Here is a 26,488-nt window from a genome sequence, read left to right as displayed (position 1 = left end):
GGCGGCTCAGACGCCGGCCCAGGTTTCCACTTCCTCGACGAAGCGGTAGACGTCGCGGTAGCGGGTGTACAGCGGAACCGGGCTGATCCGGATCACGTCCGGCTCGCGCCAGTCGCCGAGCACGCCGACCGATTGCAGGTACTCGAACAACGCACGGCCCTGCTCGCGGCCGCCGGCCACGCGCAGCGACAACTGGCAGCCGCGCTGTGCCGGGTCGGCCGGGGTGAGGATCTGCAGGGTCTCGGCCAGGCGCGCACGGATCAGCGTGTCCAGGTAGCCGGTGAGCTGCAGCGACTTGCGCCGCAGCGCCGGCAGCCCGGCGCGTTCGAACAGTTCCAGCGAGGCGCGCAGCGGCGCCATGCTCAGGATCGGCGGATTGCTCAGCTGCCAGCCGTCGGCGCCGGGCGCGGCGACGAACTGCGGCCCCATCTGGAAGCGGGTGCGCTTGTCGTGGCCCCACCAGCCGGCGAAACGCGGCGTGTCGCCATGGCCGTGGCGTTCGTGCACGAAGGCGCCGGCGACCGCGCCGGGTCCGGCGTTGAGGTATTTGTAGTGGCACCACACCGCGAAGTCGGGCGCGGTGTCGTGCAGGGTCAGCGGCAGGTTGCCGACCGCGTGGGCGAGATCGAAGCCGATCGCGGCGCCGGCCGCGCGCGCCAGCCGCGTCACCGCGTCCAGGTCGAAGGCCTGCCCGGTGCGGTATTGCACGCCCGGCCACAGCACCAGCGCCAGGCGCGGGCCGTGTTCGGCGATGGCGCGTTCGATCGCGGCCATCGACACGATGCCGTCGTCGCTATCGGGCTGCACTTCGATCAGCTCGGTGGCCGGATCGAAGCCGTGGAAGCGGATCTGCGAGGCCAGCGCATGCTGGTCGGACGGGAACGCGCCGGCCTCGATCAGGATCGCCGGGCGTTCGCGGGTGGGCCGGTAGAAGCTGACCATCAACAGGTGCAGGTTCACCGTCAGCGTGTTCATCGCCACCACTTCGTGCGGCAGTGCGCCGACCAGTTGCGCCAGCGGCGCGGCCAGCAGCTCGTGGTAGGTCATCCACTGCGTGTCGCCGGTGAAGTGGCCTTCCACCGCCAGCGTCGACCATTTGTCCAGCACCTCCTGCACCGCGGCGCGGGCGCCGCGCGGCTGCAGGCCCAGCGAGTTGCCGACGAAGTAGGCCTGATCGGTGCCCTGGTGTTGCGGGAACAGGAATTCGCGGCGCAGTTCGCGCAGCGGGTCGGCGGCGTCGAGCGCGGTGGCGTGGGTGCGGGTCAGGAGGTCGTTCATCGGCGGCGGGTGACGGGACGAGGGCACAGTCTACCGGTCGCGCTGCGGCGCTTCGTCGGCGGCTGCGACGGCGGCCGGCAGCATGGCGCTGCGCAACAGGTGGGTGAGGGTGCCGACGCTGTCGGCGACGCGGTCGCTGGTATCGGCCAGCGCGGACAGCGCCGCGGCGTCGGCGGCGTCGGCCTGGCGCGCGGCCAGCGCCTCGGCCAGGCGCCGTTCGTCATTGCGCAAGCTGGCCTGGGCCGGCGCGGTGCCGCTGCCCAGGCTCTCGGCCAGTTGGCTCAGCGCTGCGTGCGCCTGGCGCTGGAACTGCTGCAGTTCCGGCAGCGGCGGCAGCGCCGGACTGTCGCGCAGCACCGCCTCCAGCGCCAGCGAGGCGCGGATCAGGCGGTTGCCGTTGGCCAGCACCGACTCGGCCAGGGTCAGTTCGCGCAGGTTGCGCTTGCGCCGCGGCTCGCCGCGCAGGCGCTCGATCGAGGCCTGCACGTTGGTGCGCGCGGTGCGCGACGCGGCGCGGGTCTCCGGCAGCGCCTGCAGGCGGCCCTCGAGCAGCGCGGCGAGGTGGTCGCGATAGGCCAGCAGCAGCTGCGCCAGGGTGGCGCGGATATGCCGCCGCTCCCAGGTCGGCCACAGCGCGTAGGCGACCAGCGCCAGCGCGCTGCCGAGCACGGTGGCCTGGATGCGCTCGCCGATCGCTTCGCCCGGGGCCATGCCCTCGAACGACAGCAGCAGCACCAGCATGCCGGTCAGCGAGGCCACGCCAAGGCCGTAGTTGACCTGAGTCAGCAGGCGGAAGCCCAGGCAGAACACGGTCAGCAACAACAGCCGCACCACCGCGCCGTCCATCGTGAAGTGGGCCAGCACGGTGGCCAGCACCAGCCCGACGAAGGTGCCGGCCACGCGCAGCGCGCCGAAACTGAGGGTGCCGCCGAAATCCGGCTTGAGCACGATCGCGGTGGTCATCGGGATCCAGTAGCCGTGCGGGATCGCCTGCCAGCGCGCGAACAGCACCGCCAGGCTCAGGCACACGCCGCAGCGCAGCGCATGCCGGAACGCGACCGAGGAGAAGCCCAGGTTGGCGCGCAGGGTCTGCAGCGGCGCCAGCGGGCGCAGCGCCGCCGGCAGCCGCGCCTCGGCCAGCTCGGCCTGGATCTCGCCGCGGCTGCTGGCCCAGTGGCCGTTGCGCACCAGCGCGCGCAGCTGCCCGCCCAGGCCCTGCGCGCGGGCCACGGCGATGCGCAGCAGGCGCCGCTCGCGGGTGTCCTGCGCCTGCGTCTGGACCTGCGCCAAGGCCTCGACCAGGTCGTCGAAGCCGGTCATCGAGGCCTCGGCCGCGGCCGGGTCCTCGGCGTTGTCCAGCGCGTAGGCGAGTTGGTCCAGCACCACCGCACTGCGCTCCAGCACCCGCTCGATCGGCAGCCGCGCCTGCGCCGCCTCGTCCAGGCGCCCGTGCAGATCGGCCAGGGTCAGCAGTTCCAGCCGCGCGCGTTCGCACAGTTCGGCGATGATCCGGAACGACTGCACCGCCAGCCCGCGCGAGCGATGCTCGCCGTGCAGCATCACCATCGCCTCAAGCACCGCCTCGGTGGCCGGCGGCGCCAGCGTCGCGCTCGGCCGCTGGCGGGCGATGCCGGCCAGCTGCCGCATCAGCTCGGCCAGCGCGAAACGCTCCGGGCGGTAGCGCTGCAGCGGCCACGCCGCCAGCGCCATCAGCATCTGCAGCACGCCGCCGGCGAAGATCAGCGTGGCCACGCCGACGCTCTGCGCCGCCGGCAGGCGCACGTCGGCGCTGACCACCAGCAGGATCATGCTGGTCAGCCCGACCCGCGCCGCGACCGGGCCCAGCGCCACCAGCAGGCCGCCGCCCAGGCCCAGCAGCAGCGCCGCCAGCGCCAGCGCCGGGGTATGCGCGCCGATCAGCATGCCCAGCAGCGCGGCGCCGCCGGCCGCCAGCGCCGCCATCAGCATGCGCTGCATGCGCGCCCGGTACGGCCCGGGCTGATCGGAGAACATGGTGTTCAGCGCGCCGGTGGCCATCGCCAGGCCGAGCGCGTCATGGCCGCTGGCCACGCCCACGGCGAGCGGAGCGACCACCGCGAAGGTGTTGCGCAGGGCGACGCGGAGCGGGACGTCGCGCGGCTTCAGCGCGATCAGGCTATGCAGCATCGCGGCCCGGCGCGATGGTCGGCGAGGGCGCGCTCACGGCGCGGCGGCGGGCGCCGGCACTGGGTGCACTTGTCCGCAACGGCCGCAGGTGCGCAGCGCCTCGGAGGCGTAGAAGCGCGCGAACACCGGCGGGAAATCGGTCTCGATATTGCGCAGCGGGAAGTATTCTTCGTACAACAGGTGATTGCAGTGTTCGCAGTACCACTGCAGGCCGTCGTTCTCGTGCGGCAGGCGGCGGCGCTCGATCACCAGGCCCACCGAATCGGGCAGCCGCTGCGGCGAATGCGGTACCTTCGGCGGCAGCAGGAAGGTCTCGCCGGCGCGGATCGGGATCTCGCGCACCGCGCCGTCTTCCTGGATCCTCAGCACCATCTCGCCTTCGAGCTGGTAGAACCACTCCGGGCCTTCGTCGTAGTGGAAGTCCGAGCGCGCGTTCGGCCCGCCGACCGCCATCACGATGAACTCGCCGGCGTAGATGCACTTGTTGCCCACCGGCGGCTTCAGCAGGTGACGGTGTTCTTCGATCCAGGCGTGCAGGTTCAGCGGGGCGGGGAGCATGCGGTGTCCTTGGGTGGTCGCGTCGGTGCGGGCGCCGGCGCCGGATCAGCGATCCTCGCGATCCTGGCAGATCCGCGCCAGCGCCGCATCGTAGCGCGGCGCCAGGTCCTCGATGCGCTCCAGTTCCATGCCCAGGTCGTGCACGCGGCCGTCGCGCAGGCTGTAGACCCAGCCGTGCACGGTCAGTTCCTGGCCGGCACTCCAGGCGTCGCGCACGATCGAGGTGCGGCTGACGTTGACCACCTGCTCGAGCACGTTGAGCTCGCACAGGCGCGCATGCTGCAGGCTCAGGTCGCCGGCCTGCTGCAGGCAGCCCTCGTGCTTTTCGGCCACGTCGGTGACATGGCGGATCCAGTTGTCGACCAGGCCCAGGCGCGCGCGGGTCAGTCCGGCATGCACGCCGCCGCAGCCGTAGTGGCCGACCACCAGGATGTGCCGCACCTTCAGCACCTCGACCGCGAACTGGATCACCGACAGGCAGTTGAGGTCGGTATGCACGACCACGTTGGCGATGTTGCGGTGGACGAACACCTCGCCCGGCGCCATGTCGATGATCTGGTTGGCCGGCACCCGCGAATCGGAGCAGCCGATCCACAGGTATTGCGGCGTCTGCTGCTTGGACAGGCGGCTGAAGAAATCCGGGTCCTCGCGATTGATGCGCTCGGACCAGGCGCGGTTGTTGTGCAGCAGCTGATCGATTTTGCTCATAGCGACGCATTATCCCAGAAGCCGGCGCGCGCATGGGCGCGGCGCGGCCGCAGCGGGCATAGGGCGGTTCATCGGCGCGCGGCGACGGTGCGTACACACGCCGGCGTATGTTGCGTCGGGGCCGAGCGGCGCGTCAGCGCGCGCGGCGACAGATGCGGTCAGCGTCGCTGCAGGCGCTCGCGCATCAACGCGGCCACCGCCTGCGCGCCAGGATCGGCCTGCGCCTGCAAGGCCTCGCTCACCGCCGCCACGTTCGCGGCCGGGTGGTTCTGGCTGAGCTTGAATTTCAGCTCGACCCGCTCGGGTTCGAAGCGGAAGCCGACGATGCCGCGCAACTGGCGCCGGTGCGCGTCGTTGTGCGGCTCGTAGCGCCAGTCGCTGCCGATCGCCTGCTCGTGGCGCTCGCTGAGCCGCGCCACGATGTCGGCCAGTAGCGCTTCGTCGTCGCTGACCTGCAACTGGCCGTGCAGCTGCGCGATGGCGTAGTTCCAGGTCGGCACGCGCGCCATCGCCTCCTTGTCCGGATACCAGCCCGGCGACACGTAGGCCTGCGGGCCGTGCACGATCAGCAGCGCCGGGCCGGCATGCCGCGACTGCGGATTGGCGCGCGCCCAATGGCCTTCGATCACGATGCGCGCGCCGTCGCGCCGGTACAGCACCGGCAGCGGCGTGGCGCAGGGCAGGCCGTCGGCGACGGTGACCAGGGTGACGAACGGATCGCGCGCGATCAGCGCGTCGAGCGCCTGCAGGTCGGTTTCGGCGAACGCCGGCGGGATGTGCATCGGCGGCTCAGACGCGCGCGCCCAGGGTCTGGGTCATGCGCCCGCGCAGCGCCGCGTCGTCGTCGGCCTGCGGCGGCGACACTTCACTCAGCGAAAAGCCGCGCGCCAGCGCATCGTCCTCGTCCAGGCCGTCGTAAGCGACGAATTCTGCGTCGAACAGGGCCGCCTGCGCGGTGTCCTCGCTGTCGTAGCTGAGCGTGTTGCCGTCGCTGTCCAGCACCTCGGCGGTGCCGGCCTCGCGCACGCGCAGGCGTGCCCACACCAGGATGCGGCCGAGGCTGGCCAGGTACCAGCGGTCGGCGGCGGAAGCGTCTGAAGTCATGAAGTCACCACGGAAAGCAGCCAGAGCAGGGCGGCCATGCCCAGGCCGAAGAAGATGGTCAGCAGCGACAGCCAGGCCGGCGTCGCCAGCCCGGACAGCGAGCGGTCGCCGAGCGGGCGGTAGCGCCGCGCCAGCAGCCAGCCCAGCGCCACCGGCTTGAGGAAGGCGCCGGGGCCGAACGCGGCCACCAGCGGCGGATGCCGGTCGCGGATATGCACCAGGGTCAGCGGCCAGAAGATCACGAACGCGCTGAAGCCGGCGATCGCCACGCCGACGAAGCACAGCGCGAAGAACAGGATCATGGCGAGGTCTCCTCAAGCGGCGCATCGAAGCGTGCGACGATTTCGATGGGGCCGACGATGTTGTCGTTCAGCGCATCCAGCGCCTCCGCCGGGATCCACCATTCGGTGTGCTGCGCGCCGCCCACCTTCTGGATCGGATACGGCGCCAGGAACGCCGCGCGCACTGCGAACCGCGCCACGTAGCCGACGCCGCTGTCCTTGACGTTCCAGCGCCCGGCGATCTCTTCGGCGTAGCGCTGGTTGGTCACCGGATAGAAGATCGGCTGCTCGGGCAAGCGCGGCGGCCAGCGTCGGAACCCGGAGTCGCGCACCAGCGCGAACTCCTCCGGTCCCAGCGGCCGATACATGGTCACCGTGGCGGCGGCGTCGGTCATCGCCTCAGAACTCGGCGCTGCCCGGCGCGCGCGGGTAGGGGATGGCATCGCGGATGTTGCTCAGCCCGCAGATGTAGACCACCAGGCGCTCGAAGCCCAGGCCGAAGCCGGCGTGCGGCACCGTGCCGTAGCGGCGGAAGTCGCGGTACCAGCCGTAGTGCTGCGGGTCCAGGCCGAACTGCACCATGCGCGTGTCCAGCACGTCCAGGCGCTCCTCGCGCTGGCTGCCGCCGATGATCTCGCCGATGCCCGGGGCCAGCACGTCCATCGCCGCGACGGTCTTGCCGTCGTCGTTCAGGCGCATGTAGAAGGCCTTGATGTGCTCGGGGTAGTTGGTCACCACCACCGGGCGGCCGACGTGCTGTTCGGTCAGCCAGCGCTCGTGCTCGGTCTGCAGGTCCAGGCCCCATTCCACCGGGAACTCGAACTTGTGCCCGGACTTCTGCAGCAGCGCGATCGCATCGCTGTATTCGATGCGCTCGAACGGCGAGTTGATGAACGCTTCCAGCTTGCTGATCGCGGTCTTGTCCACGCGCTCGGCGATGAACGCCAGGTCGTCGCCGCGTTCTTCCAGTACCGCGCGGAACAGGTACTTGAGGAAATCCTCGGCGACCCGCGCGTCCTCGGCCAGGTCGGCGAAGGCGATCTCCGGCTCGATCATCCAGAACTCGGCCAGGTGCCGGGTGGTGTGGCTGTTCTCGGCGCGGAAGGTCGGGCCGAAGGTGTAGACCTTGCTCAGCGCCAGGCAGTAGGCCTCGACGTTGAGCTGGCCGGACACGGTCAGGAAGGTTTCCTTGCCGAAGAAGTCGCGGCTGAAATCGACCTGGCCCTTGCCGTCGCGCGGCAGGTTGGCCAGGTCCAGGGTCGACACGCGGAACATCTGTCCGGCGCCTTCGGCGTCGGAGGTGGTGATGATCGGGGTGCTGATCCAGTTGTAGCCGTTGTGGTGGAAATAGCGGTGCACCGCCTGCGCCAGGCAGTTGCGGATGCGGGTGACCGCGCCGAACAGGTTGGTGCGCGGGCGCAGGTGCGCCACTTCGCGCAGGAATTCCAGCGAGTGCGCCTTTGGCTGGATCGGGTAGGTCTCCGGATCCTCGACCCAGCCCACCACCTCGATGCCCTCGGCCTGGATCTCGAAGCTCTGGCCCTGGCCCTGCGAGGCGACCAGGCGCCCGCGCGCGATCACCGCGCAGCCGGCGGTCAGCCGCTTCACTTCCGACTCGTAGTTGGGCAGCTCGGCCGGCGCCACCACCTGGATCGGCGCGAAGCACGAGCCGTCGCTGACGTTGACGAAGGACAGCCCCGCCTTGGAATCGCGCCGGGTGCGGACCCAGCCGCGTACCGTCACTTCGCCGCCCGCCGGGATCTTCCCGGCCAGCGCATGCTCAACGCTTACCACCGTCATGACTTGAATCCCCGCCGTAGCGACTCGATATGGAACGGGCAAGTGTACTGGCTGAACCGCGGCGCTTGCGAGGCGTGGCGCGCATCCGCCGCAGCGCTTCCTCCCTATAATGACCGTTCGCTGTTCCCGGAGTCGTTACGCCATGGCCATCCACCTCACTCCTGCCGCCTTCGAGCGCGTGCAGCGCTTCGTCGCCCAGACCCCTGGCGCGCTGGGCCTGCGCTTCGGCGTCGCCAAGACCGGCTGCTCCGGCTGGGGCCACGTCACCGACCTGGCGCGCGAGGCGCATTCGGACGATGCGGTGTTCGAGCAGGACGGGGTGCGCATCTACGTCGACGCCGCCAGCCTGCCGCTGGTCGACGGCACCGAGATCGACTTCGCCAAGCAGGGCCTGGGCGAGACCTTCATCTTCCGCAACCCCAACGCCACCGCCGAATGCGGCTGCGGCGAGAGCTTCACCACCGCCGCCGAGCACGCGGGCTGAACGCGCCGCCACGGGCGTACGGCCGGCCGGGCGCGCTGCCGCGACCGTCGTGGCAGCAGCCGATCCCGCCTAGACTGGGGCCGCCCGCGTCCAGACCTGCGCGATCGGCTGCGCCGCGCGCCTGGACATATGACCGCGCCAGTGCAGCCGCGCGACGTCCGGGAACAACTGTTCGCGCAGGCAGCGGCCGATCGAGCGGGCCGCGCCGAACGGCGACACCAGGTCGATGACCCACACGTTGCCGCCTTCCTTCCATTCGCTGTCGTGGAGCGGCGCGGGGTCGGCCGCCAGGATCCGCGCCTCCACGTCCGGCGCCAGATAGGCCCAGGTGGCCAGCCCAACCGGGCGATGGGTCGCCGGATCGAAGAACAGCCCCAGTTGGCCGTGGCGGATCGCCGGGATCACCCAGTCGCGGAAATAGGCGATGTCGCGCCTGCCCAGTGCCGGCACCTCCGCCATCACCAGGGCGGCGAGACCGACGACCGCGGGGAATTCGTCCATGCTTGCGGGTTTGACGACGAGCGGTTTCATCGGGCGTACCTGGCTCAGGGCAGCAGTTGCTGTTCATCCAGGAACCGCGCCAGCCGCGCGACCCCGGTTTCGATCTGGTCCGGGTTCAGGTAGCTGCACGACAGCCGGATCTGCCGGTCGCCGCTACGGTCCAGGTAGAAGTAGCGCATCGGCATCCACAGTACGCCGTAGTCCTCGCCCGACCGCTGCAGCAGCGCTTCGGTCACTTCCCGCGCGGTGTCAATGCGCATGAAGAAGCCCCCGGTCGGCCCGTTCCAGGGGCAGGGCGTGCGCGACGCGCCCAGATGACGGCGCAATGCGGCCTGCAGCAGTGCCATGTTGCGCTGGTACAACGCCGCCTTGACCGCGGACAGGCGCCGCAGCGACAGGCCCGACTCCAGCAGCATGCCGCCGACGATGAACTGGCATACCGGAGAGGTGTTGACCGTCACCATGTTCTTGAGCAGGGTCAGGGCCGCGGCTAGGTTCGGTACCTCGCGGCCGCCGCCGGCGACGGGCTGGTCCGCCACCACGTAGCCCACCCGCGCGCCGGGAAAACAGATCTTGGCGCAGGTGCCGAAATACAGGACGCGCCGATCCCGGTCCAGCGCCTTCAGCGTCGGCAGGGCCTGTTCGCCCGGCGACGTGAACCCGTAGGCGTTGTCCTCCAGCAGCAGCAGGTCGTGCGCCTGCGCCGCCTGCAGGAGGGCGTGGCGGGCCTCCAGGCCCATCACAGTGCCCGACGGGTTGGAGAAATCCGGCGCGACGTAGAGCGCGGCGATGCGCCGTTGCTCCCCGCGCAGCCGCGTGCATTCGTGCTGCAGCGCCTCCAGGTCGATGCCGTCCTCGTTCTCGGCGATCGCGACGGTCTCGATGCCGAGCAGCCTGGCGGCACCGGTGATGCCGACGAAGCTGGGGTTGGTGATGGCCAGGACATCGTTGCGCGAAGGGCACAGCGCACGCAGCGCGAGCAGCAGCGCTTCCTGGCAACCGACGGTGACCACGATGTCCGCGGCGGCGACGTCGATGCCTTCGTCGTTGCGCAAGGCCTGCGCCAGCAGGTCGTTGATGAGTCCCTGGCTGGGCCCGTACTGGAACAGCAACTGGCGGATCTGCGCCTCGCTCAGATGCCGCGTCTCCCGTAGGTGGCGACTGTAGCGCTGCACGTGGCGCTCGATGTCGATGTCGTCGAAGAACTGCGGATGCGGAGCGCCGGGCGCGAAGGAGATCGCCTCCGGGTAGCGGCCCATGATCTCGTTGAGCAGGCTGATCGAGCGCAACACCGGGTCGGTGATGGATGGGTGCAGTCCGGACAGGGGCAGGGCAACGGTCATCGTGGTCTCGGCAGGAACGTATCTGGCCCGGGTGCAGAGGTTGCGGCCGCTCGGTTCAGTGCGGCAGGTTGTGCAGGATGCGCGCGTCGTAGAGCAGCGCCGACTGCTGCAGGGCGAATTCCGCCATGTACTCGCGGAACGCCTGCACGGGCTGTTCGGCCAGATGCAGCATGCGCCGGTTGGCCACGACCGAGACCGAGTCCAGCTGACGCGCCGCTGCGGCGATCGCCGCGTCCATCTCCGCGGCGGGCACCACGCTGTCCACCAGCAAGCCCGCGTCGGCATCCGTCGCCTGGATCCGGCGTCCGCCCAGCACAAGGCGGCGGGCGACGCGGCTTCCCGCGATCCGCCCGAGGCGGAAGTTGGCGGTGCCCGGGATCAGCCCTTCCTTGGCGGCGGGCAGGCAGAAGTAGCTGTCCGGCGTGGCGATGACATGGTCGGCGACCAGCGCCAGCTGCATCCCGCCACCGATCGCGAATGCCTCGACCGCGGCGATCCACGGCTTGCCTTCGTGGCGGGCGCCGCCGTCTTCGCGCAGCAGGCCGTCGGCGATCTTGCTGACATAGCCCAGCTCGCGCTCGATGAGGAAGTGGACGAATGAGATGCGTCCATCGCGCAGCAGCTTGAGGTTGATGCCGGGGCTGAACACGCGCTGGCCCGCGTACTTGGGGTGGGTGCAGTGCCCGCCACGCAACACGCACACGCCGATCGCCGGATCCAGCAGCGCCACGTCCACCGCGGTTTCCATTGCCATGGCCAGGGCGTCGTCCTCGGCGTTGAGATAGCGGTCGTTGTGGGTGGTGAGCACGCCCGTGCGGCCCTCGCGCGCGAGCCTGACCGGCCCCAGATCCAGGTGGCCCTCGGCCTGGAAGGCGCCGAGCGCGGCCAGCGCGGCCGGGGTCGGCAGCAGCATGCTGTCGATCAGGTGGGTGCCGGCGTTCTGCTCGCCGAGCAACGCCGAGAGCAGGATGGCCTGGTCGAGTTCGCGACCGTCCTTGAGCCGCTGCGGATATTCGCGTTCCTGCTCGATCTGCGCCGCGCTGGGCACCAGGCCCGGCACCGCGTCCGCTGCGGCATAGAGCAGCGCGCCGACCCTGGGCCGGTCGCGGTAGCCGCGGGTGAGTTGCGCATAGAGCCAGGCCGCATGCGCCTGCGCGAAACGGCGGCGCAGTCCGCGCGCCTGTGCGTGCAAGTCGCCGGCCTGCCTGCGCTGCGACTCGGACCGGGCCGGCGGCGCCGGCAATGCCGCGATGGCTGCCTCCAGCGGCGCCACCTGCGCCGACAGGCGCTTGGCGTCGCCCGAGGCGTCGGCCAGCGCCGTTGGCAGCGGAGGGGGCGGGTCGTGCGAGGCGATGTGCATGGTGGGTGGATGTCCGTGCCCGGAGGTGGCGGGCCTACCGTTCGGCCGCGAACGCGTGGTCGCGGAGCTTCCTGTCATAGGCCGCCAGGTGGGCGCCAAGGGCCTCTTCGAAACTGGTGGCGGTCGATTCCAGCAGCAGCTGGCGGCGGGTCAGCACGCCGCTCCATTCCAGGTGCGTGGCCGCCCTGGCGAACGCGTCGAGCGCCTGCGCTGCGTCATCCACGAGCGCGTCCAGCAGCCCCAGCCGCTCCGCCTGCAGCGCAGGGACGATCTGGCCGAGCAGCACCAGGCCGCGCGCGCGCGCGATCCCGACCTGCTGCGCCAGCCGGTACAGCGCCATGCCCGGCATGCAGCGGCCGACGGCGTCGTGCAGGCTGAAACTGGCGTCCGGCGACGCGGTGCGGTAGTCGGTCGCTAGCAATAGGCCCAGGCCCAGTTCGCCCGCGTGGCCGTCCACATGCATCACGGTGACCGCCGCGCAACGCTCCACGCGCTGCACCGCGCGCTCCCAGCGGTTGACCAGCGGCAGCGACGGGCCAGGACCGGTCCCGGTCGTGCCGCCGCGGGGGCCGCCGTAGGCGATGGCCAGCACGCTGCGCGCGTTCAGATCCTCGGCCTGGTCGCAGGCCTGCTGCAGGCAGTCGATCGTGTCCTGGGTGAGGCCGTTGGTGCCATCCAGTTGCAGCGGGATCACGGTGGCGCCGAGCGACTCGAGTCGGATCATGGGGGGAGGCGTGTCCTTATCCTTGTTCGGCCGCCGACCAACGCACGAGCGCGGTCTCGATGGTGGAGCCGGGGCCCATCGTCATCATAACGCCGTAGTCTCCATCACGGACGCAGCCTTCCTGCAGCAGGCGCTCGCAGGAAAACAGGAACGAGCCGCTGGACAGGTTGCCGTAGTCGCGCAACACGCCGAGCGTATGCCGCAGCTCGTGGCGGCTGAGCCGCAGGTTCATCCTGACCGAGTCGATGACCTTCTTTCCACCCGAGTGCACCAGCCAATGGGCGATCTCGCTGCGGCGTACGCCGGTGCCTTCGAGCAGGGCATCGACCACGCCCTCGACGTGCGCGCCGACCACGTAGGGGACGTCGCGGCCTAGCAGGAAACTGAACTTGCCGTGCGCGTCGTCCCACTGGAAGCGCATCGCGTCCACGGTCTGCGGGATGACGAAGCTAGAGAACTTCAGCAGCGCCGGCGCGAGGCGCTCGGGCGCCGGGGCGGCGCGCAGCGCGACCGCGGCGGCGCCGTCGCCGAACAGGCTGTTGACCACCGCCGTCTGCAGGTTGTCGGAAACCACGTAGGCGGCCGAGCACATCTCCACGCAGACCATCACCGCCAGTTCGCCCGGATGCGCCTGAGCCCAGGTCGCAACCGCGCTGAGGCCATTGAGACCGGCATTGCAGCCCATGCCGACCACATCCAGCCGGCTGCAGGACGCCGACAATCCCAGTGCCTGGCACAAAAGCACGCTGAGTCCCGGTACCAGGAAACCGGTGGAGGTGACGCAGCACAGGTGGCGGACGTCCTGCGCCGCCAATCCTGCCCGCTCCAGGCACGCACGCACCGCACTGGCACCGATCTGCGTGCCGTGGTTGCGATGCTTGTGCAGCAGGTCCTGCTGGCTCTCGGCCTGCGGTCGCCCCGATGCGTCCGTGGGCGGCAACTCCAGGAAGCGGCGTTCGATCGAACCGCGCAGGTAGATCGAGCGGATGCGCTCGTCGTCGATCGCGAAGAGATCCAGCAGCGCCTGCTGCGAATAGCTGTGCGCGGGAGTGGCGGTCCCGATGGAAACCAGGTGTGGCCGCGGCAGCCGCACGCTGTCATCCATGGGACGGCACGGCATGTGTTCGGAGCAGGGTACGGCGGGCAGCGGCGGGAGCGGGCGCTGGCCTCGCCTCGGGCACTCCCTGTGGGTCCTGAGGTGACATGAGGCGGGGGCGGTGCCGGCGAGAAGCTGTCATCGAATTCCAGGATCCGGTTGCGTCTGCTTGAGCGTGCTGTCGGCAGGGTTTTACCACACTTGCCTGGACCGGGACATGCGCGTGCGCCGCGTTATGATGCCGCTCGGCCGCGTGCGGGCGCAGTGCGCACTTCCTGCAGGCCGGCTGTTGCGCGATGCTGCGATGCGCCGCGGCGTCGGCGAGCGCCTGTCGCTTTTCTCGGGAGCGGAATGTGACGATGCAACATCCATATGCGCTGGGCGCGGCGAATGCCGCGAAGCGTCCGCGGCGCGAGCGGCATCGCGCGGTCCCGGCGGCGCCGGCCGCCGCGGCCGGCGTCGGTACCGCCGCTTGAGCGCGGCCGAGGCAGGCGCGTCACCCATGCGCCGTCCCACGCTGCTGCGGGACGTGCTACTGGAGCGCTCGCAGCGTGGCAAGCTGGTGGCCAGCGCGTTCCTGTTGCTGCTGGACGCGGGACTGCAGGCGCTGGCGCCACTGGCCCTGCGCGCCGCCGTGGACAGCGAAGGACCGGGGGCGGGCTACCGGATGACGATCGCCTGCTTGGTGTTCGCCGCCTGTCTCGGCTTTTCCCGGGTCGCGCGCGGCTTGCTGGGCTACGTGTACCAGAAGGTCGCCTACGCGTCCCGCGCGGCGGTCTCGCACCGCGTCTACCAGCACCTGTTCGCGTTGCCGCATGGCTACCACGTCAAGCGCAGCATCGGCGAACTCGAACGCACCACTACCGAAGGCCTGAATGCGGTGCAGGCCGCGCAGGCCAGCCTGGTGTTCGGGGTGCTGCCGGTGGTGCTGCAGATCGGGGCGATGGTCGGCGTGCTGTTCGCGCTGCAGCAGCCGCTGATCGTCGCCATCTGGTTCGCCTTCGCTGCCTCGTATTCGTGGCTGTCGTACCGCGGCATGGGACGGCAGCGCGATGCCCACCGGCGCGCCGCCGATGCCGACATCGTGTTTTCCGGCGTATCCGCCGATGCGCTGCTCAACTATGAGGCGGTGCGCACCTTCTGCGCCGAGCGCAGCGTGTTTCGACGCATGCGTTTGGCGCTGGACGACAGCGTGCGCGGCTGGGACGGATTCTATCGGGCCAGGTTGCAGGTCGACGGCGCGATCGCCGCGGTGTTCACGCTCGCGCTGGGCGCGATCCTGCTGGTCGCGGCGCAGAAGGTGTCGGCCGGGCAGATGAGCAAGGGCGACTTCATCCTCGTCAGCGCCTACGTCATGCAGATGATCGCGCCGATCGAACTTCTGGGGATCATGTCGCGCGACCTGATGCAGGCGCTCGGCCACGTGAGCAAGCTCAGGACCATCCTGGCCGAGCCGGCCGAACGCCCCGGCGGCAGCACGCCGCTGGCCGCGGACGGGCCGTTGCAGGTGGCATTGGAGGAGGTGGACTTCGCCTACGAGCCGGGGCGGCCGATCCTGCGGCGGGTGGAGTTGACCGTGCAGCCGGGCGAAACGGTCGCGATCGTCGGCGCCAGCGGATCCGGCAAGACTACCTTGACCAAGCTGTTGCTGGGCCTGTACCGGCCTGCGCACGGGCGGGTCGTGCTGGATGGCCAGGACCTGCAAGCGCTCGACGTCGCGTCCGTGCGCCAGGCGATCGCGGTGGTGCCGCAGGACACGGTGCTGTTCAACGACAGCCTGCGCAACAACGTGAGCCTGGGACGTCCCGATGCCGACGTCGCTGCGCTGCAGCGTGCCTGTTCCCTGGCCGGGCTGGACGGGCTGATCGAGCGGTTGCCACAAGGCTGGGACACGATGGTCGGCGAGCGCGGCCTGCGGTTGTCCGGAGGCGAGCGGCAACGCGTGGCGATCGCGCGCGCCGTGCTCCGCAATCCCCGCCTGTTCGTGTTCGACGAGGCGACCGCGGCGCTGGATGCGGGCACCCAGCGCGCTATCCAGGAGAACCTGGCGCAGATCTCCCGCGCCGCATCGACCATCGTCATCGCACACAACTTCGCGTCGCTGGGCCACGTGGACAGGATCGTGGTGCTGGACCGAGGCCGGATCGTCGAGAACGGCACCCACGACGAACTGATGGCCACCCCCGGCGTGTACGCCGCGCTGTGGCAGGCTCAGGCATGCGAGAAGCCGCCGTGAGCGCGGCGCCGCAGACGCGCGCCGTTGCCGTGCCTGCGCCGCGCCGCCGCGGTCCGGCCATTTCCAGGACCAGACCATGACCGACCCTGTGCTGCAAGACCTCTCTTCCGACGTGATCTACGCCAAGGCCGGGCACGTGGCCCGGGTGACCTTGAACCGTCCCGATGTGCTCAACGCGATGAACCTGCGCATGCACCGCGACCTGGCGCGGGTCTGGGACGACATCGAACAGGATCCGCAGATCCGCGTCGCGGTCCTCACCGGTGCCGGCGATCGCGCCTTCTCCGTGGGCCAGGACCTCAAGGAGCTGGCGGCGCGTATCGATCAGGGCGTGGCACCCTCCAGCTTCGGCAGCCGCGGTGCGGCCGGCTGGCCGCGGCTGACCGAGCGCCGCTTCTCCAAGCCGCTGATCGGGCGCGTCAACGGCTATGCGCTGGGCGGTGGCTGCGAACTGGCGCTGTGCTGCGACGTGCTGGTGGTCGACCGGCGGGCGATGTTCGGGCTGCCGGAGGCGCGGTTGGGGCTGATCGCGGGGGCCGGTGGCGTGTTCCGGCTGCCGCGGCAGTTGCCGCCCAGGATCGCGATGGGCTATCTGCTGACGGGGCGCCAGTTCTCCGCGCAACGCGCGCTGGACTGGGGCATGGTCAACGACGTGGTCGCGACGGACGAGCTGGATGCCTGCGTGGAGGGGTGGGTACAGGACATGCTGCGCTGTTCCCCGGCGTCGCTGCGCGCGATCAAGGAGGCGGCGCTGGCGTCTTCCGGCCTGAGCGTGGAGCAGGCGTTCGCCGCGCGCTACGAATGGGAGGAGCGGCGGCTGGAGGGGCCGGATTGCCAGGAGGGGCCGCGCGCGTTCCTGCAAAAGCGGCCGCCGGTCTGGCGTTCGTGAGGGCGGTGACGGTGCCTTGATCCGCAGCGGTGGATGGGCGCGTGCCGGCGCGTCACCGCGCGCGCTGCAGGGTCAGCGTATAGACCGTGGCGCCGGGCAGGAACGGCGTCGGCGTGCCCTTGACCCAGGCGTCGTGCCCGGCACCGTAGAACGGCGACAGCGGGTTTCCGCTCTGTCCCGGCGGCATGTGCAGGTAGCCTTTTTCCTCGTGGCCGGGCTGGACGGCGAAGCGCTCGGTCGCGCCGAAATACGCGCCCTGCACGCGCGGCAGATTCAGGTCGCCCGGCGCCTGCACGTCCGGCATGTCCAGGAGCCACGACGCCCCAGGGATCGCGCCGCTGAGCAGGTGCCTTACCCGCACCGTGTTTTCCTCGCCCCAGGTGCGCGCGGCGAGCCGGTCCGGGTCGTTGCCGGCGAGCTGGGCGTAGGCCTTGTCGGCGCATGCGGTGAGCATCGCGTCGTAGTCGCGATAGTGCGCCGGCAGCAAGTGCGCCGGGCGCTCCTGCAGCAGGCGGCGGACCAGGTTCTCGCCTTGCGGAATGGCTGGCGGGTAGAAGTCCTTGTCGCGTTCGCGGATGCGATCGGCGAACACGCCCAGGGTGGTGTTGGTCACTTCCTGGCGGAACTGGCGGATTGCGCGATAGCCGACCGAATCGACCGCCGCATGGCCGTTCCAGCTGTCCACATGGGGTTGCAGGCGGCGCATCGGCGCTCGCGCAGACGCCCGTGCCAGTGTCTGCTTCAGCAACTCGCGCCAGTAATCCATCAGCGGGGCGCGGTCGTCGAGCTGGATCGCCAGGAAATCGGCCTCGGCGAAGCGGTTGCGGCGCGACAGGTCGTCGCGGATCTGTCCGGCGCGCGCGCCCAGGTCGTAGCCGCCGTCGCCGATCAGTGCGTAGCCCGCATCGTGCGGGTCGAGCGCGCGGGCATTGGCCGACCATAGCCGGGCGGACGCGGGATTGACGATGCGCGGATGCGCGGCGGCCGGCAACAGGCCGTCCCAGCCATGGCCGGGCAGGCTCCAGTCCGCCGGCAGCACCGGGTCGCCGCCGGTGCGGCGCAACGGCATGCTGCCGGCGATGGTCCAGCCGATGTTCCCGGCGCGGTCGCCGACCACGAAGTTCTGCGCGGGGATGCCGGCGGCGCTGGCGATCTCCAGTGCCTGGCCGACGTCGCGCGCGCGGTCGAGTTCGCCCAGGCGCAGGTTCACTGCGCCCGGCAACAGCGCCGTCCACGCGATCGCCAGCGCGACGCCGTCGCTGTCGCGGGCGATCAGCGGGCCCCAGCGCGTCTCGCGCACCGTCAGGATCTCATCGGCACCGCCGCGGACATGGATCGTTTCCCGTACCTCGTTGAAGCGTTCCCAACCGGCATCGCTGGCGTAGAACTCCGCGCGGGCCGGGTCGACGCGGACGCGCACCCAGTCGGTCCAGTCGCCGAAGCTGTTGGTGAACCCCCAGGCCACGAAGCGGTTGCTGCCGACGACCACCGGCGGTGCGCCGGGCAGGGTGAGGCCGTTGATGTCCACTGTCGCCGGCTGCTCGTCGACCGGGTATTGCAGGCGCGCGCGGAACCAGAGATTGGGCATGCCCAGCCCGAGGTGCATGTCGTTGCCGACCATTGCCGCACGCGAGGCGGTCAACGCACCGCCCACCGCAAAGGCGTTGCTGCCGGCCATCGCCCGGTCGACCGGTGCGGACGAGACCGGCGCGGCGGATGCGGCCGATGGCGCGCGGCGGGTATCGAAGTCGGCCGCCGGCGGCACCGGCGGCGTCGGCAGCGCCGCGCCGGTCAATGGCGCATCGAGCGGCCCGCCGGCGGCGGACAGGAATGCGCGAACCGCCGGACCCAGGGCGTCCTGGATGCGCGCGAAGGCCAGTTCGCGGCCGTTGGAGGCGTCGTTGAGCTCGAAGTACATCGCATACAGCACCAGCAGGCTGTCTTCCTCGTTCCATTGGGCCGGTGGCTGCCGGAATACCCAGTACTCCCACGGCCGCGCGGTAAGCTCGCGCAAGCCGCTGTTGACGCCGTCGCGATACGCCTGCAGTTCCTCGCGCTGCGATGCGGGCAGGCCGGCCAGCGCGGCCTGCGCACGGCTGCGCATGCGGAACTGGCGGCGCTGGCGGTCCATCGGCAGCGCCATCGGGCCGAGCAATTGCGACAGTTCGCCGGCGGCGCCGCGGCGCATCAGATCCATGGAGAAGAAGCGTTCCTGGCCGTGCACGAACCCGAGCGCGAATACCGCGTCGCGCCGGCTGCCCGCACGCAGGGTGACGGTGCCGGACGCATCGCGCTGCACGGCGACCGCGCCTCGCACGCCGGCGTCGGAAACGCTGCCGTTCAACTGCGCCGTGCCCATTCGCAGCAGTGCGTAGATGCCGAGTGCCAATGCCAGGAGCAGAACGACGAACGCCAGAACCAGTGTTCGGAAAATGCGCAGTGTCCGCGGCATGGAAGGGCCAGGCGAGAGGCTGGCCGGGAATGGCGAGCGTCTGATATGTTTGAATCTAGGTTAGGAGCTTTTGGAAAGTCAACTTGCGGCGGGCGTCGGCCCAGAGCGGTTCCGTTTTCATCGAAGTTTCATCCGGGTTCGACATGCATGACAGTCTGCGCCGCAGTGGATCTTGACAGTGCGGCCCTGGCCGGGCGCAGCCTGGCGGCGCGCCACGGCGTGCCGACCGGCGTCGACGATGGCCGCCTGGTCGCCGCGTTGCTGGGGCGCATCGCCATGATGCAGCGCAGCGTGGGAGTGCAGGCAACCGCGCGGGCCGGCGCCGCTGCGGACGATGCAGCGGACCCCTTGGTGGCCGCGCGCAGTTATGTCTCCTCGCGGTATTGCTTCCGTTTGCCGGTGTTGGGGTTGGCGACCGGCGCTACGCTGCGCGTGGAGGCAGTCGCCGATGCGGTGGCGTCGCTGGCGGCGCCGTTGCGGCAGTTGCCTTCGTTCCTCGCCGCCTACCAGCAGTCGCAGTCGCTGAGCTTGAACGAGCTGTGGGCGTTGCGGCACCTGTTGGACTTGGCGCTGATCGAACGCGCATCAGGCGCCGCCGCCGGGCCGTCGCCGAACGCCGCGCCGCGAACCGACGCGCAGGCCGTGGCGCTGGCGCAGGCGCAGTGGGATCGATTCGTTGAGCAGGCGTTCGATCCAGGGCCGTGCGATCCGATCTTCCGGCGAGAACGTTCCGGTGGCTATGCCGCCAGCTGGATCGGCACGCGCGAGGCCTGCTGCGCGCGCGCAGCGGCGTTGGCGCGGCGTTGGCGCTGCGACCTGCGGGCGCTGGCCACGGCGGCACTGCAACTGGCCGATGCGGCGCATGCCGCCGACCCGCAGGCGGCGCGTGCGCATGTCGGCTTCTACCTGGGGGACGGCACGTGCGAGCTGCATGCGTCGATGGCGTTGGCGACGCGCTGCGCGGACGATGTGCCGCGCGCGCGCGCGCGCCGGCATCGGGCATTCCTGTGGGCGGCCGCCGTGCTGAGCGCCGTCGCCGTGACGCTGCTGTGGTTGCCCGCGCGGCATGCCCCGGCCTGGATCGGCGTGGCGCTGGTCGCGGCGCTGGCGGTCGTCTGCCTGGACACGGCACGGCAGTTCCTCGAAAAGCTGTTGCTGCACATGGTCCCGCGGCGGGCGATGCCGCGGCTGGATTTCCGCGCCGGGATCCCGGACCAGGCCAGGACCGTGCTGGCGATCCCGTGCATGCTGTCCGCGCCGGCCAAGATCGACCAGCTGTGTGCGCGCCTGGAGCAGCACTTCCTGGCCAACCAGGACCCCAACCTGCTGTTCGCGCTGGCAACCGACCTGCCTGATGCGGATGCGCAGACCATGCCCGCCGATGCGGCGCTGGTGGCGCACGCGGTCGCCGCCGTAGCCGCGCTGAACCGCAAGCATGCCGGCGATCGCGCGCCGCCCTTCTACCTTTTCCATCGCGCACGCGCCTGGAACGCGCAGGAGCAATGCTGGATGGGATGGGAGCGCAAGCGCGGAAAGCTGCTGCATCTGGCGCGGTTCCTGCGCGACCGCGATAGCGCGCCGTTCGCGGTGATCGAAGGCGACGCGACCGCGCTCGGCGCGGTGCCATACCTGATCTGCGTCGACTCGGACAACGAGGTGCCGCCGGCGGCGGCGATCCGGCTGGTGGAAACGCAGCATCATCCGCTCAATCGCCCCGTGCTCGATCCGCAGACCGGGGTGGTTGTCGCCGGCCATGGCGCGCTGTCGCCGTCGAGCACCTTCAACGACGTCGACAGCACCCGCTCGGTGTATTCCAGGATCGTCTGGTCCAAGGTGAGCGGGCTGCCGTATCCCGGATTCCCGGACCGTGAGGTCTACAACGACGCCTTCGAGGAAAGCTTCTATCTCGGCAAGGGCATCGTGGTCGTGGATGCCTTCCTGGCGGCGGTCGGCGAACGCTTCCCCGACAACCGCATCCTCAGCCACGACGTCATCGAAGGCTGCTACGCGCGGGTCGGCTTCGCCGACGCGGTCAACTTCCGCGAGCCATGCCCCTACGACGTGTATCTGGACGTGGTCCGGATACACCGCTGGACCCGCGGCGACTGGCAGAACGCCGCCTGGGTCCTGCCGTGGGTGCCGGTACCGCGCGGCGATGGCCGATCGGGCCGGGCGGGCACGCCGCTGTCGCTGCTGTCGCGCTGGAAGTTGCTGTGCAACCTGGTGCGTGCGCTCAATGCCATGTCGCAGCTGACGCTGATGATCGCCGGTTGGGCACTGCTGCCATGGCCTTGGCTGTGGACCGCCGTCGTTGCCGCGAGCATGGTCGGGGTGGAATTCGGATTTGGCCTGTACGGCATCGTGCGCCGCGCCTGCATGAGTCCGCGGCTGTGGCCGCTGCACCTGCGCGCCCTGGCCGGGTTGAGCCTGGGCGGTGTGCAGGTGCTGCTGTTCAAATGGGTCATCATGCCGACCGAAGCAGCCACCACCTTCGACGCGATGGTGCGCTCGATCTGGAGGATGTCCGTGTCCGGGCGGCGGCTGCTGCAGTGGCGCCCCTCGGAGGAAGTGACGTCGATCCACGGCCCGTTGCAGTATCTGCGCTTCATGTGGCTGGGGCCTGCGCTCGCGCTGGCGACCACCGGGCTGCTGGCGGTGTATCGCCCCGGGGCGCTGCCTGCGGCGATCGTGCCGATGCTGGTGTGGCTGGTGTCGCCGCTGCTGGCCGCCTACGCCGGCTCGGCGCAGGGCACCCGTGCGCGATGAAGCCGGCGCGCGCCTGGCCGTCCCGTGTTCCGCCTTCGGCAAAGGAGTCGCCATGCACCTCGACCTGATACCCCGGCAACGCGATTTCCCAGCCTCCATGTGGGTGCCATTCCAGGCACGGCGGCTGGCGCGGCCGCGGCTGCTGTGGATCGACCTCGATTGGCTGGCCGCGCATGCCCGGCCTGGCGAGGATGCCGCGGCCGACCCGCCGCGGCTGCGCGACTGGATCACGGGGACGTGCGCCTATGCCGTCCCGCAGGAGCACGATGCCGCCGAGGCGTTCGAGGCGCAGGAGAAGACCTTCTTTGCCGACCGCTATGGCGGGATGGGGGTGGGGCCGCATGCCGGAAGCGGCCGTTGCGGCACCCACGGGCAGTTGCAGGTCAAGGGGATCGGCGTTACGCCGCTGGTCGGCGTGGAGCGCGACATCCAGCATTCGCATGGCTCGGTCACCGTCGAAGAGGCCATTCGCGAGCTGGTGTACGCGCGGCTGGCCGGCGCGGAACTGCCGTATGGCGCGATTCCGATCGTCGCGATCATCGCGACCGGCACGCAGACCCAGAGCGGCGAGGAAAAGGCGCTGATCGTGCGGCCCAACTTCTTCCGCACCTCGGCGCTGGAGCGCGCGCCGTATCATCGGCCGTTGCGCGAGCAGCGCTTCGCGCATCTGGAGGACGTCACCCGCGTGCGCGACGCGATCCGCTTGTTGGACGCGGACGAGGAGCAGCGTCGGCGCTGTGGCATCGCCGTGCGGTCGCTGGCGCACTTCATCGAGCGCGTCGTGCATCAGTTGGCCTTCTGCCAGGCCAATCGCCTGTACTTCGGCGCCTGCACCACCAGCAACCTGACCATCAACGGCGAGCAACTGGACTATGGCTCGGCCAGGTCGGTGCGCAACTGGGGGCGAGCGGTCGACACCTTCCCCGCGTTCGGCAGGGATGACCTGCACGTGTTCGGGGGCGCCTGCGAGGCCCTGTCCTTCTATTTCGGAAAGTACGCGTCCGGTGCGGCGTTCGCGGCGCTGGACGAACCGGTTCGCGGGTTGATGGAGCGCAGCTACCGGCGCCGCCTCGACCAGGCGTTCCTGGCGCTGTTCGGGCTGGAGCGCGACGCCTGCGATCCGGCCGCTGCCGAGGCCATCTGCAGCGTGCTGCGAGACTACTTTGCCCGGCAGCAGAAACCGGAGGTCACCTTGCGCACGATGGCCGATCCCGCGTCCACGCCATGGTTCGGCGACGGCCTGGCGGCGCCTGCATTCGACGCCGCCACGGCGAGCGCCGACCATGCAGTAGCCGCAGCGGTCGAACGCGCTTTGCAGAGCGCCTGCGGCGATGACCCGGTACGGCTGCAGACCTGCCTTGCGCAGGCGCGGCGGACCTTGCGCGGCCGCCCGCTGCTGGAACGCGAGGCCCTGCAGGCCAGCATCCACGACTGGTTGCGGAGCGCGCCCGCCGATGCCGCAGGCTACGCCGCGGAATTGGCACGCTTCGTGTTTCGTACCGTGGCGCGCAGCCGGCGTACGTTCCCCGGCGTTCCCGGCCGCCACTGGGTGCATGGCTACGCCGGCGCGGACGGGTCGGAGGCGGTGTTCTGCATGGTGCAAGGGGCACGCAAGGTCATGTTGCTGCGCGGCACGGCGCGGCATGGGCACGACGCCATCTTCGGCGTGCCGTTGCCGCCGGCGGCAGTGCAGGCGATGCCGTGCGTCGGCGAGGGCTACCTGGAGGCGCCCGTGCCCGAATCGTACGCAGGTGAGGCGATCACGATCGACGTGGCCGGGCAGCGGCTCGGCGTGCCGCAGATGGACGTGCTGTTCTGACCTGCATTCACCCGCAGCGCGGGCGCACGTGAGCGCGGACGGTGCAGCTGCATTGCATCGGTGCCGTCGACACGACGGTGCACGCGGGTATGATCGAACTTCGCGGGCCTTGCCGATGGGCGGGCCGCCTGAGCGTTCCATGGAATCCAGTACGGTCAAGCTAGAGGCTTCGGGCGATGCGGGGAAGGAGTGATGCAGACTGTTCCACGCTCGTTGACCTGCTCGAAGATCGCGCTCTCGGTGAAGATGCGCAGCGCCAGGTCTTCACGTTCCTGGAGCGCGACGGTGCCGGCGAGGGATTGACCTTCCTGCAACTGCATCGGCGTGCGCAGACGATCGCCGCCGCGCTGCAGGCGCGGATCGCGCCGGGCGACCGGGTCCTGGTGGCCTGTCCGCCCTCGCTCGACTACATCGTCGCCTTCTTTGCCTGCGCATACGCCGGTGCCGTGGCGGTGCCGGTGACGCCGCCGTTGAACGCGCGCCGCGCGCCGCGGGTGCAGGGGATCGCGCGTGACGCGCAGGCGCGCTGGGCGATCGCGCCAGGCGCGATCGTCGACAGGCTCGGTGGCAGCCATGCCGACGATGCAGGCGTGCAATGGCTCGCATTCGAGGCGCTGGACGGTTGCGGGCGCGCGTGGCAGCGCCCGTCGCTTGGCGTGGCGGACATCGCCTTCCTGCAATACACCTCCGGATCGACCGGCGACCCGAAAGGGGTGATGGTGACGCATCGCAACATCATGGCCAATGCCGGTGTCGCCGCCGAACTGCTGGGCCTGCAGCGCGACGACGTCGTGCTCTCGTGGCTGCCGCCCTACCACGACATGGGGTTGATCGGTGCCATCCTGTATCCGCTGTTCGCGCGTTGTCAGAGCATCCATTTCGCGCCGGCGGCGTTTCTGGCCAGTCCCATGCGTTGGCTGCAGGCGTTGTCGGATTTTCGCGCGACGGTGACGGTGGCGCCCAATTTCGCCTACCAGCTCTGCGCCGACCGGCAGCGCGACATGGCCATTGCCGACCTGGATCTGCACAGGCTGCGGATCGCCATCAACGGCGCCGAACGGGTCCGGCCCGAAACGCAGGACGCGTTCGTCGCGGCGTTCGCGTCTTGCGGCATGCGCCGCGATGCCTTCGTTCCCGCGTACGGGATGGCCGAGACCACGTTGCTGGTCGCTGCCGACAGCGCCCTTGCCGGCCGCGATCGGCGCCCGCCGGTGCTGCGGGTGGATCGCGACGCCTTGCGCGGCGGACGCGTGCAGGTCGCGGAGGAGGGCCTTGCGTTCGCCAGCGTTGGCCGGCCGGAATGCGCATCGCACCGCCTTGCGCTGGTCGATCCGGAGACCTGTACCCGCGTGGACAACGGGGCGGTCGGCGAGCTGTGGGTGCAGGGCGCGTCGGTCGCCGCAGGCTATTGGCGGCGTCCGGAGCTGAGCGGACAGACCTTCCGCGCGGCGCTTCGCGGCGAAACGGGCGAGTGGCTGCGCAGCGGCGATCTGGCGTTCGTCGCGGACGATTGGCTGTACATCTGCGGGCGGATCAAGGAGGTGATGATCATCGCCGGCCGCAACGTCTATCCGCAGGACGTGGAGCAGACGGTCGAATGTCTGGATGCCGCGTTCCTGCGCAATGGCTGCGTGGTGTTCTCGATGGAGGACAGCGAACCGGCGCGCGTGGTGGTAGTGCAGGAGGTCGATGCGAGGACGATCCGGTTCAGCGACGCGCTGGTAGCGCGTGTCCGTCGCGAGTTGAGCATGGTCCATGCGCTGCCGGACGTGGAGGCGATCGTGTTCCTGCGCAAGGGCCACTTGCCGCGCACTTCCAGCGGCAAGCCGCGGCGTCTTCATTGCCGGGAGCTGTACCAAAGCGATGCCTTGAACGAGATCTGGGCATGGCGCATGGAGCAGACGCAGCCCGGCCCGGCGCGCGACCTGCCGCCGTCGCCAGTGGGCGATGCGGGTGATGTGGCGCCGGGCATCGCGGCACTGTGGCAGGATGTCCTGGGGCTTGCGGAGGTCTCCATCCAGGACGATTTCCTGTCGCTGGGCGGCCAGTCGATCGAAGTCGCCACACTGATCGCGCGGATTCGTGATCGCTGGCAGGTCGAGCTGGTGCCCCAGGATTTCTTCGATCACCGCACGCCGATGGCATTGGCCGAACACATCGTGCGGCAGCGGATGGCGGTGCAGCCGATCCTCGCAATGCCGATCCTCCCGGCGGACCGTTCGCAGGCCTTGCCGCTGTCGTGGTCGCAGCAGCGGCTGTGGTTCCTGGACCGGCTGGATGCGGCGGCGGGGGCGGCGTACCACATCGCGGCGGGGCTGCAGTTGGACGGGGACCTGGACCTGGCGGCGCTGCAGGCGGCGCTGGACCGGATCGTGGCGCGGCACGAGGCGCTGCGGACCTGCTTTGCCAGCGAGGCGGGGGTGCCGCGGCAGGTGATCGCGCCGGCGTCGGTGGGCTTTGCGCTCACGCAGTTTGACTTCTCCGACCAAGCTCCCGAGGCGCAGCAGGCGGCATTGGCGCAGCTGGACGCGGAGGAAGCCCGGCAGGCGTTCGACCTGGAACGCGGTCCCTTGATCCGCGGCAGCCTGGTGCGGCTGTCGCCGCGGCGGCACGTGCTGCTGTTGACCCAGCACCACATCGTGTCCGACGGCTGGTCGATGGGGGTGCTGATCCGCGAGCTGCGCACGTTGTACACGGCGTTCCATGCCGGCGAGCCGGACCCGTTGCCGCCCTTGCCGGTGCAGTACCCGGACTACGCGCTGTGGCAGCGGCAGTGGTTGCAGGGGGAGGCGTTGGAGGCGCAGCTGGCGTACTGGCGTCAGGACCTGGCCGATGCGCCGCGGCTGCTGGAACTGCCGTGGGACCGGCCGCGTCCGGCGGTGCAGCGCTACCGCGGCGGACGGCTGCCGGTGCAGGTCTCGGC

Annotated in this window: 22 protein-coding genes; 6 read left to right on the top strand and 16 right to left on the bottom strand. The window is 70.3% G+C overall.

Annotated features, from left to right (window positions below):
• Positions 1–6 precede the first annotated feature (6 nt).
• The 9 genes from kynU to asnS form a co-directional block, all read right to left on the bottom strand.
• Entirely contained in the window at positions 7–1,278 is a 1,272-nt protein-coding gene (gene kynU / locus J2Y70_RS16925) for a kynureninase (protein WP_309920081.1), read from the bottom strand.
• A gap of 30 nt (positions 1,279–1,308) precedes the next feature.
• On the bottom strand, positions 1,309–3,444 hold the full coding sequence (locus tag J2Y70_RS16920; RefSeq protein WP_309920078.1) for an FUSC family protein: 2,136 nt from the start codon (positions 3,442–3,444) through the stop codon (positions 1,309–1,311).
• Positions 3,445–3,477: 33 nt separating this feature from the next.
• Positions 3,478–4,002, bottom strand: coding sequence for a 3-hydroxyanthranilate 3,4-dioxygenase (locus J2Y70_RS16915; RefSeq protein ID WP_309920075.1), 525 nt, complete (start codon positions 4,000–4,002; stop codon positions 3,478–3,480).
• Between the two features lie 45 nt (positions 4,003–4,047).
• Positions 4,048–4,710 (bottom strand): carbonate dehydratase, encoded by a 663-nt coding sequence (can, locus tag J2Y70_RS16910; RefSeq protein ID WP_263394729.1) that lies wholly within the window; start codon positions 4,708–4,710, stop codon positions 4,048–4,050.
• A 158-nt stretch (positions 4,711–4,868) separates the two neighbouring features.
• A complete protein-coding gene (locus tag J2Y70_RS16905; protein ID WP_309920072.1) occupies positions 4,869–5,492 on the bottom strand; it encodes an FMN-binding negative transcriptional regulator in 624 nt (207 codons plus the stop codon).
• Positions 5,493–5,499: 7 nt separating this feature from the next.
• Positions 5,500–5,814: a hypothetical protein gene (locus J2Y70_RS16900; RefSeq protein ID WP_309920069.1), complete on the bottom strand. Its 315-nt coding sequence runs from the start codon at positions 5,812–5,814 to the stop codon at positions 5,500–5,502.
• A complete protein-coding gene (locus J2Y70_RS16895; RefSeq protein WP_263394726.1) occupies positions 5,811–6,116 on the bottom strand; it encodes a hypothetical protein in 306 nt (101 codons plus the stop codon). The genes J2Y70_RS16900 and J2Y70_RS16895 overlap by 4 nt, the downstream gene beginning before the upstream one ends.
• Positions 6,113–6,538 carry an ADP-ribosylation/crystallin J1 gene (locus tag J2Y70_RS16890; protein WP_309920065.1) on the bottom strand — a complete coding sequence of 142 codons (426 nt, stop codon included), beginning with the start codon at positions 6,536–6,538 and terminating at the stop codon, positions 6,113–6,115. Before J2Y70_RS16890 ends, J2Y70_RS16895 begins: the two co-directional genes overlap by 4 nt.
• Positions 6,495–7,895 carry an asparagine--tRNA ligase gene (gene asnS, locus J2Y70_RS16885; protein WP_309920063.1) on the bottom strand — a complete coding sequence of 467 codons (1,401 nt, stop codon included), beginning with the start codon at positions 7,893–7,895 and terminating at the stop codon, positions 6,495–6,497. Before asnS ends, J2Y70_RS16890 begins: the two co-directional genes overlap by 44 nt.
• Before the next feature lie 142 nt (positions 7,896–8,037).
• Between asnS and J2Y70_RS16880 the strand changes: the two genes are divergently transcribed.
• Positions 8,038–8,379, top strand: a complete 342-nt coding sequence (locus J2Y70_RS16880; RefSeq protein WP_309920060.1) for an iron-sulfur cluster assembly accessory protein — start codon at positions 8,038–8,040, stop codon at positions 8,377–8,379.
• A 69-nt stretch (positions 8,380–8,448) separates the two neighbouring features.
• Here J2Y70_RS16880 and J2Y70_RS16875 read toward each other — a convergent pair whose 3' ends face one another.
• The 5 genes from J2Y70_RS16875 to dpgA are packed head-to-tail and all read right to left on the bottom strand — an operon-like array spanning position 8,449 to position 13,412.
• Complete coding sequence (locus J2Y70_RS16875; RefSeq protein ID WP_309920058.1) at positions 8,449–8,910, bottom strand: toxin-activating lysine-acyltransferase; 462 nt, start codon at positions 8,908–8,910, stop codon at positions 8,449–8,451.
• A 14-nt stretch (positions 8,911–8,924) separates the two neighbouring features.
• Positions 8,925–10,223, bottom strand: a complete 1,299-nt coding sequence (locus J2Y70_RS16870) for a PLP-dependent aminotransferase family protein (protein WP_309920054.1) — start codon at positions 10,221–10,223, stop codon at positions 8,925–8,927.
• 55 nt (positions 10,224–10,278) lie between these two features.
• Positions 10,279–11,583, bottom strand: coding sequence for an enoyl-CoA hydratase/isomerase family protein (locus tag J2Y70_RS16865; RefSeq protein ID WP_309920051.1), 1,305 nt, complete (start codon positions 11,581–11,583; stop codon positions 10,279–10,281).
• Positions 11,584–11,617: 34 nt separating this feature from the next.
• A complete protein-coding gene (dpgB, locus tag J2Y70_RS16860) occupies positions 11,618–12,307 on the bottom strand; it encodes an enoyl-CoA-hydratase DpgB (protein ID WP_309920048.1) in 690 nt (229 codons plus the stop codon).
• A 16-nt stretch (positions 12,308–12,323) separates the two neighbouring features.
• On the bottom strand, positions 12,324–13,412 hold the full coding sequence (dpgA, locus tag J2Y70_RS16855; RefSeq protein ID WP_309920045.1) for a 3,5-dihydroxyphenylacetyl-CoA synthase DpgA: 1,089 nt from the start codon (positions 13,410–13,412) through the stop codon (positions 12,324–12,326).
• A 493-nt stretch (positions 13,413–13,905) separates the two neighbouring features.
• Here dpgA and J2Y70_RS16850 point away from each other — a divergent pair, with 493 nt between their 5' ends.
• Positions 13,906–15,639, top strand: a complete 1,734-nt coding sequence (locus J2Y70_RS16850) for an ABC transporter ATP-binding protein (RefSeq protein WP_309920043.1) — start codon at positions 13,906–13,908, stop codon at positions 15,637–15,639.
• Positions 15,640–15,715: 76 nt separating this feature from the next.
• Positions 15,716–16,528 carry an enoyl-CoA-hydratase DpgD gene (dpgD, locus tag J2Y70_RS16845; RefSeq protein WP_309920040.1) on the top strand — a complete coding sequence of 271 codons (813 nt, stop codon included), beginning with the start codon at positions 15,716–15,718 and terminating at the stop codon, positions 16,526–16,528.
• Positions 16,529–16,580: 52 nt separating this feature from the next.
• Here the strand turns inward: dpgD and J2Y70_RS16840 are convergent, their stop codons facing one another.
• Positions 16,581–18,980, bottom strand: coding sequence for a penicillin acylase family protein (locus J2Y70_RS16840; RefSeq protein ID WP_309920038.1), 2,400 nt, complete (start codon positions 18,978–18,980; stop codon positions 16,581–16,583).
• 165 nt (positions 18,981–19,145) lie between these two features.
• On the opposite strand from J2Y70_RS16840, the gene J2Y70_RS16835 reads away from it, so the two are divergent.
• Positions 19,146–21,746, top strand: a complete 2,601-nt coding sequence (locus J2Y70_RS16835; protein WP_309920035.1) for a hypothetical protein — start codon at positions 19,146–19,148, stop codon at positions 21,744–21,746.
• A gap of 52 nt (positions 21,747–21,798) precedes the next feature.
• Positions 21,799–23,565 carry a hypothetical protein gene (locus tag J2Y70_RS16830; protein ID WP_309920030.1) on the top strand — a complete coding sequence of 589 codons (1,767 nt, stop codon included), beginning with the start codon at positions 21,799–21,801 and terminating at the stop codon, positions 23,563–23,565.
• 155 nt (positions 23,566–23,720) lie between these two features.
• On the opposite strand, the gene J2Y70_RS16825 is transcribed toward J2Y70_RS16830, so the two are convergent.
• Positions 23,721–23,885, bottom strand: coding sequence for a hypothetical protein (locus tag J2Y70_RS16825; RefSeq protein WP_309920027.1), 165 nt, complete (start codon positions 23,883–23,885; stop codon positions 23,721–23,723).
• On the opposite strand from J2Y70_RS16825, the gene J2Y70_RS16820 reads away from it, so the two are divergent.
• On the top strand, positions 23,865–26,488 hold a 2,624-nt coding region (locus J2Y70_RS16820; RefSeq protein ID WP_309920022.1), incomplete at its 3' end, for an AMP-binding protein. The two genes, J2Y70_RS16825 and J2Y70_RS16820, sit on opposite strands and share 21 nt — an antisense overlap.

The sequence above is a fragment of the Xanthomonas sp. 1678 genome, assembly GCF_031455575.1.
Classification (GTDB): Bacteria; Pseudomonadota; Gammaproteobacteria; order Xanthomonadales; family Xanthomonadaceae; genus Xanthomonas_A.
Note: the sequence above shows the minus strand (reverse complement) of the source record. Positions and strands in the feature narration are given on the sequence as shown.

Coding starts and splice junctions, on each gene's coding strand:
- J2Y70_RS16870 (WP_309920054.1), bottom strand. CDS start 10,223: ATGACCGTTGCCCTGCCCCTGTCCGGACTGCACCCATCCATCACCGAC.
- dpgA (WP_309920045.1), bottom strand. CDS start 13,412: ATGGATGACAGCGTGCGGCTGCCGCGGCCACACCTGGTTTCCATCGGG.
- J2Y70_RS16825 (WP_309920027.1), bottom strand. CDS start 23,885: ATGCAGTTGCAGGAAGGTCAATCCCTCGCCGGCACCGTCGCGCTCCAG.
- J2Y70_RS16850 (WP_309920043.1), top strand. CDS start 13,906: ATGCGCCGTCCCACGCTGCTGCGGGACGTGCTACTGGAGCGCTCGCAG.
- J2Y70_RS16875 (WP_309920058.1), bottom strand. CDS start 8,910: ATGAAACCGCTCGTCGTCAAACCCGCAAGCATGGACGAATTCCCCGCG.
- J2Y70_RS16830 (WP_309920030.1), top strand. CDS start 21,799: ATGCACCTCGACCTGATACCCCGGCAACGCGATTTCCCAGCCTCCATG.
- J2Y70_RS16905 (WP_309920072.1), bottom strand. CDS start 5,492: ATGCACATCCCGCCGGCGTTCGCCGAAACCGACCTGCAGGCGCTCGAC.
- J2Y70_RS16865 (WP_309920051.1), bottom strand. CDS start 11,583: ATGCACATCGCCTCGCACGACCCGCCCCCTCCGCTGCCAACGGCGCTG.
- dpgD (WP_309920040.1), top strand. CDS start 15,716: ATGACCGACCCTGTGCTGCAAGACCTCTCTTCCGACGTGATCTACGCC.
- J2Y70_RS16880 (WP_309920060.1), top strand. CDS start 8,038: ATGGCCATCCACCTCACTCCTGCCGCCTTCGAGCGCGTGCAGCGCTTC.
- J2Y70_RS16920 (WP_309920078.1), bottom strand. CDS start 3,444: ATGCTGCATAGCCTGATCGCGCTGAAGCCGCGCGACGTCCCGCTCCGC.
- kynU (WP_309920081.1), bottom strand. CDS start 1,278: ATGAACGACCTCCTGACCCGCACCCACGCCACCGCGCTCGACGCCGCC.
- J2Y70_RS16900 (WP_309920069.1), bottom strand. CDS start 5,814: ATGACTTCAGACGCTTCCGCCGCCGACCGCTGGTACCTGGCCAGCCTC.
- can (WP_263394729.1), bottom strand. CDS start 4,710: ATGAGCAAAATCGATCAGCTGCTGCACAACAACCGCGCCTGGTCCGAG.
- dpgB (WP_309920048.1), bottom strand. CDS start 12,307: ATGATCCGACTCGAGTCGCTCGGCGCCACCGTGATCCCGCTGCAACTG.
- J2Y70_RS16895 (WP_263394726.1), bottom strand. CDS start 6,116: ATGATCCTGTTCTTCGCGCTGTGCTTCGTCGGCGTGGCGATCGCCGGC.
- J2Y70_RS16915 (WP_309920075.1), bottom strand. CDS start 4,002: ATGCTCCCCGCCCCGCTGAACCTGCACGCCTGGATCGAAGAACACCGT.
- J2Y70_RS16840 (WP_309920038.1), bottom strand. CDS start 18,980: ATGCCGCGGACACTGCGCATTTTCCGAACACTGGTTCTGGCGTTCGTC.
- J2Y70_RS16890 (WP_309920065.1), bottom strand. CDS start 6,538: ATGCCATCCCCTACCCGCGCGCGCCGGGCAGCGCCGAGTTCTGAGGCG.
- asnS (WP_309920063.1), bottom strand. CDS start 7,895: ATGACGGTGGTAAGCGTTGAGCATGCGCTGGCCGGGAAGATCCCGGCG.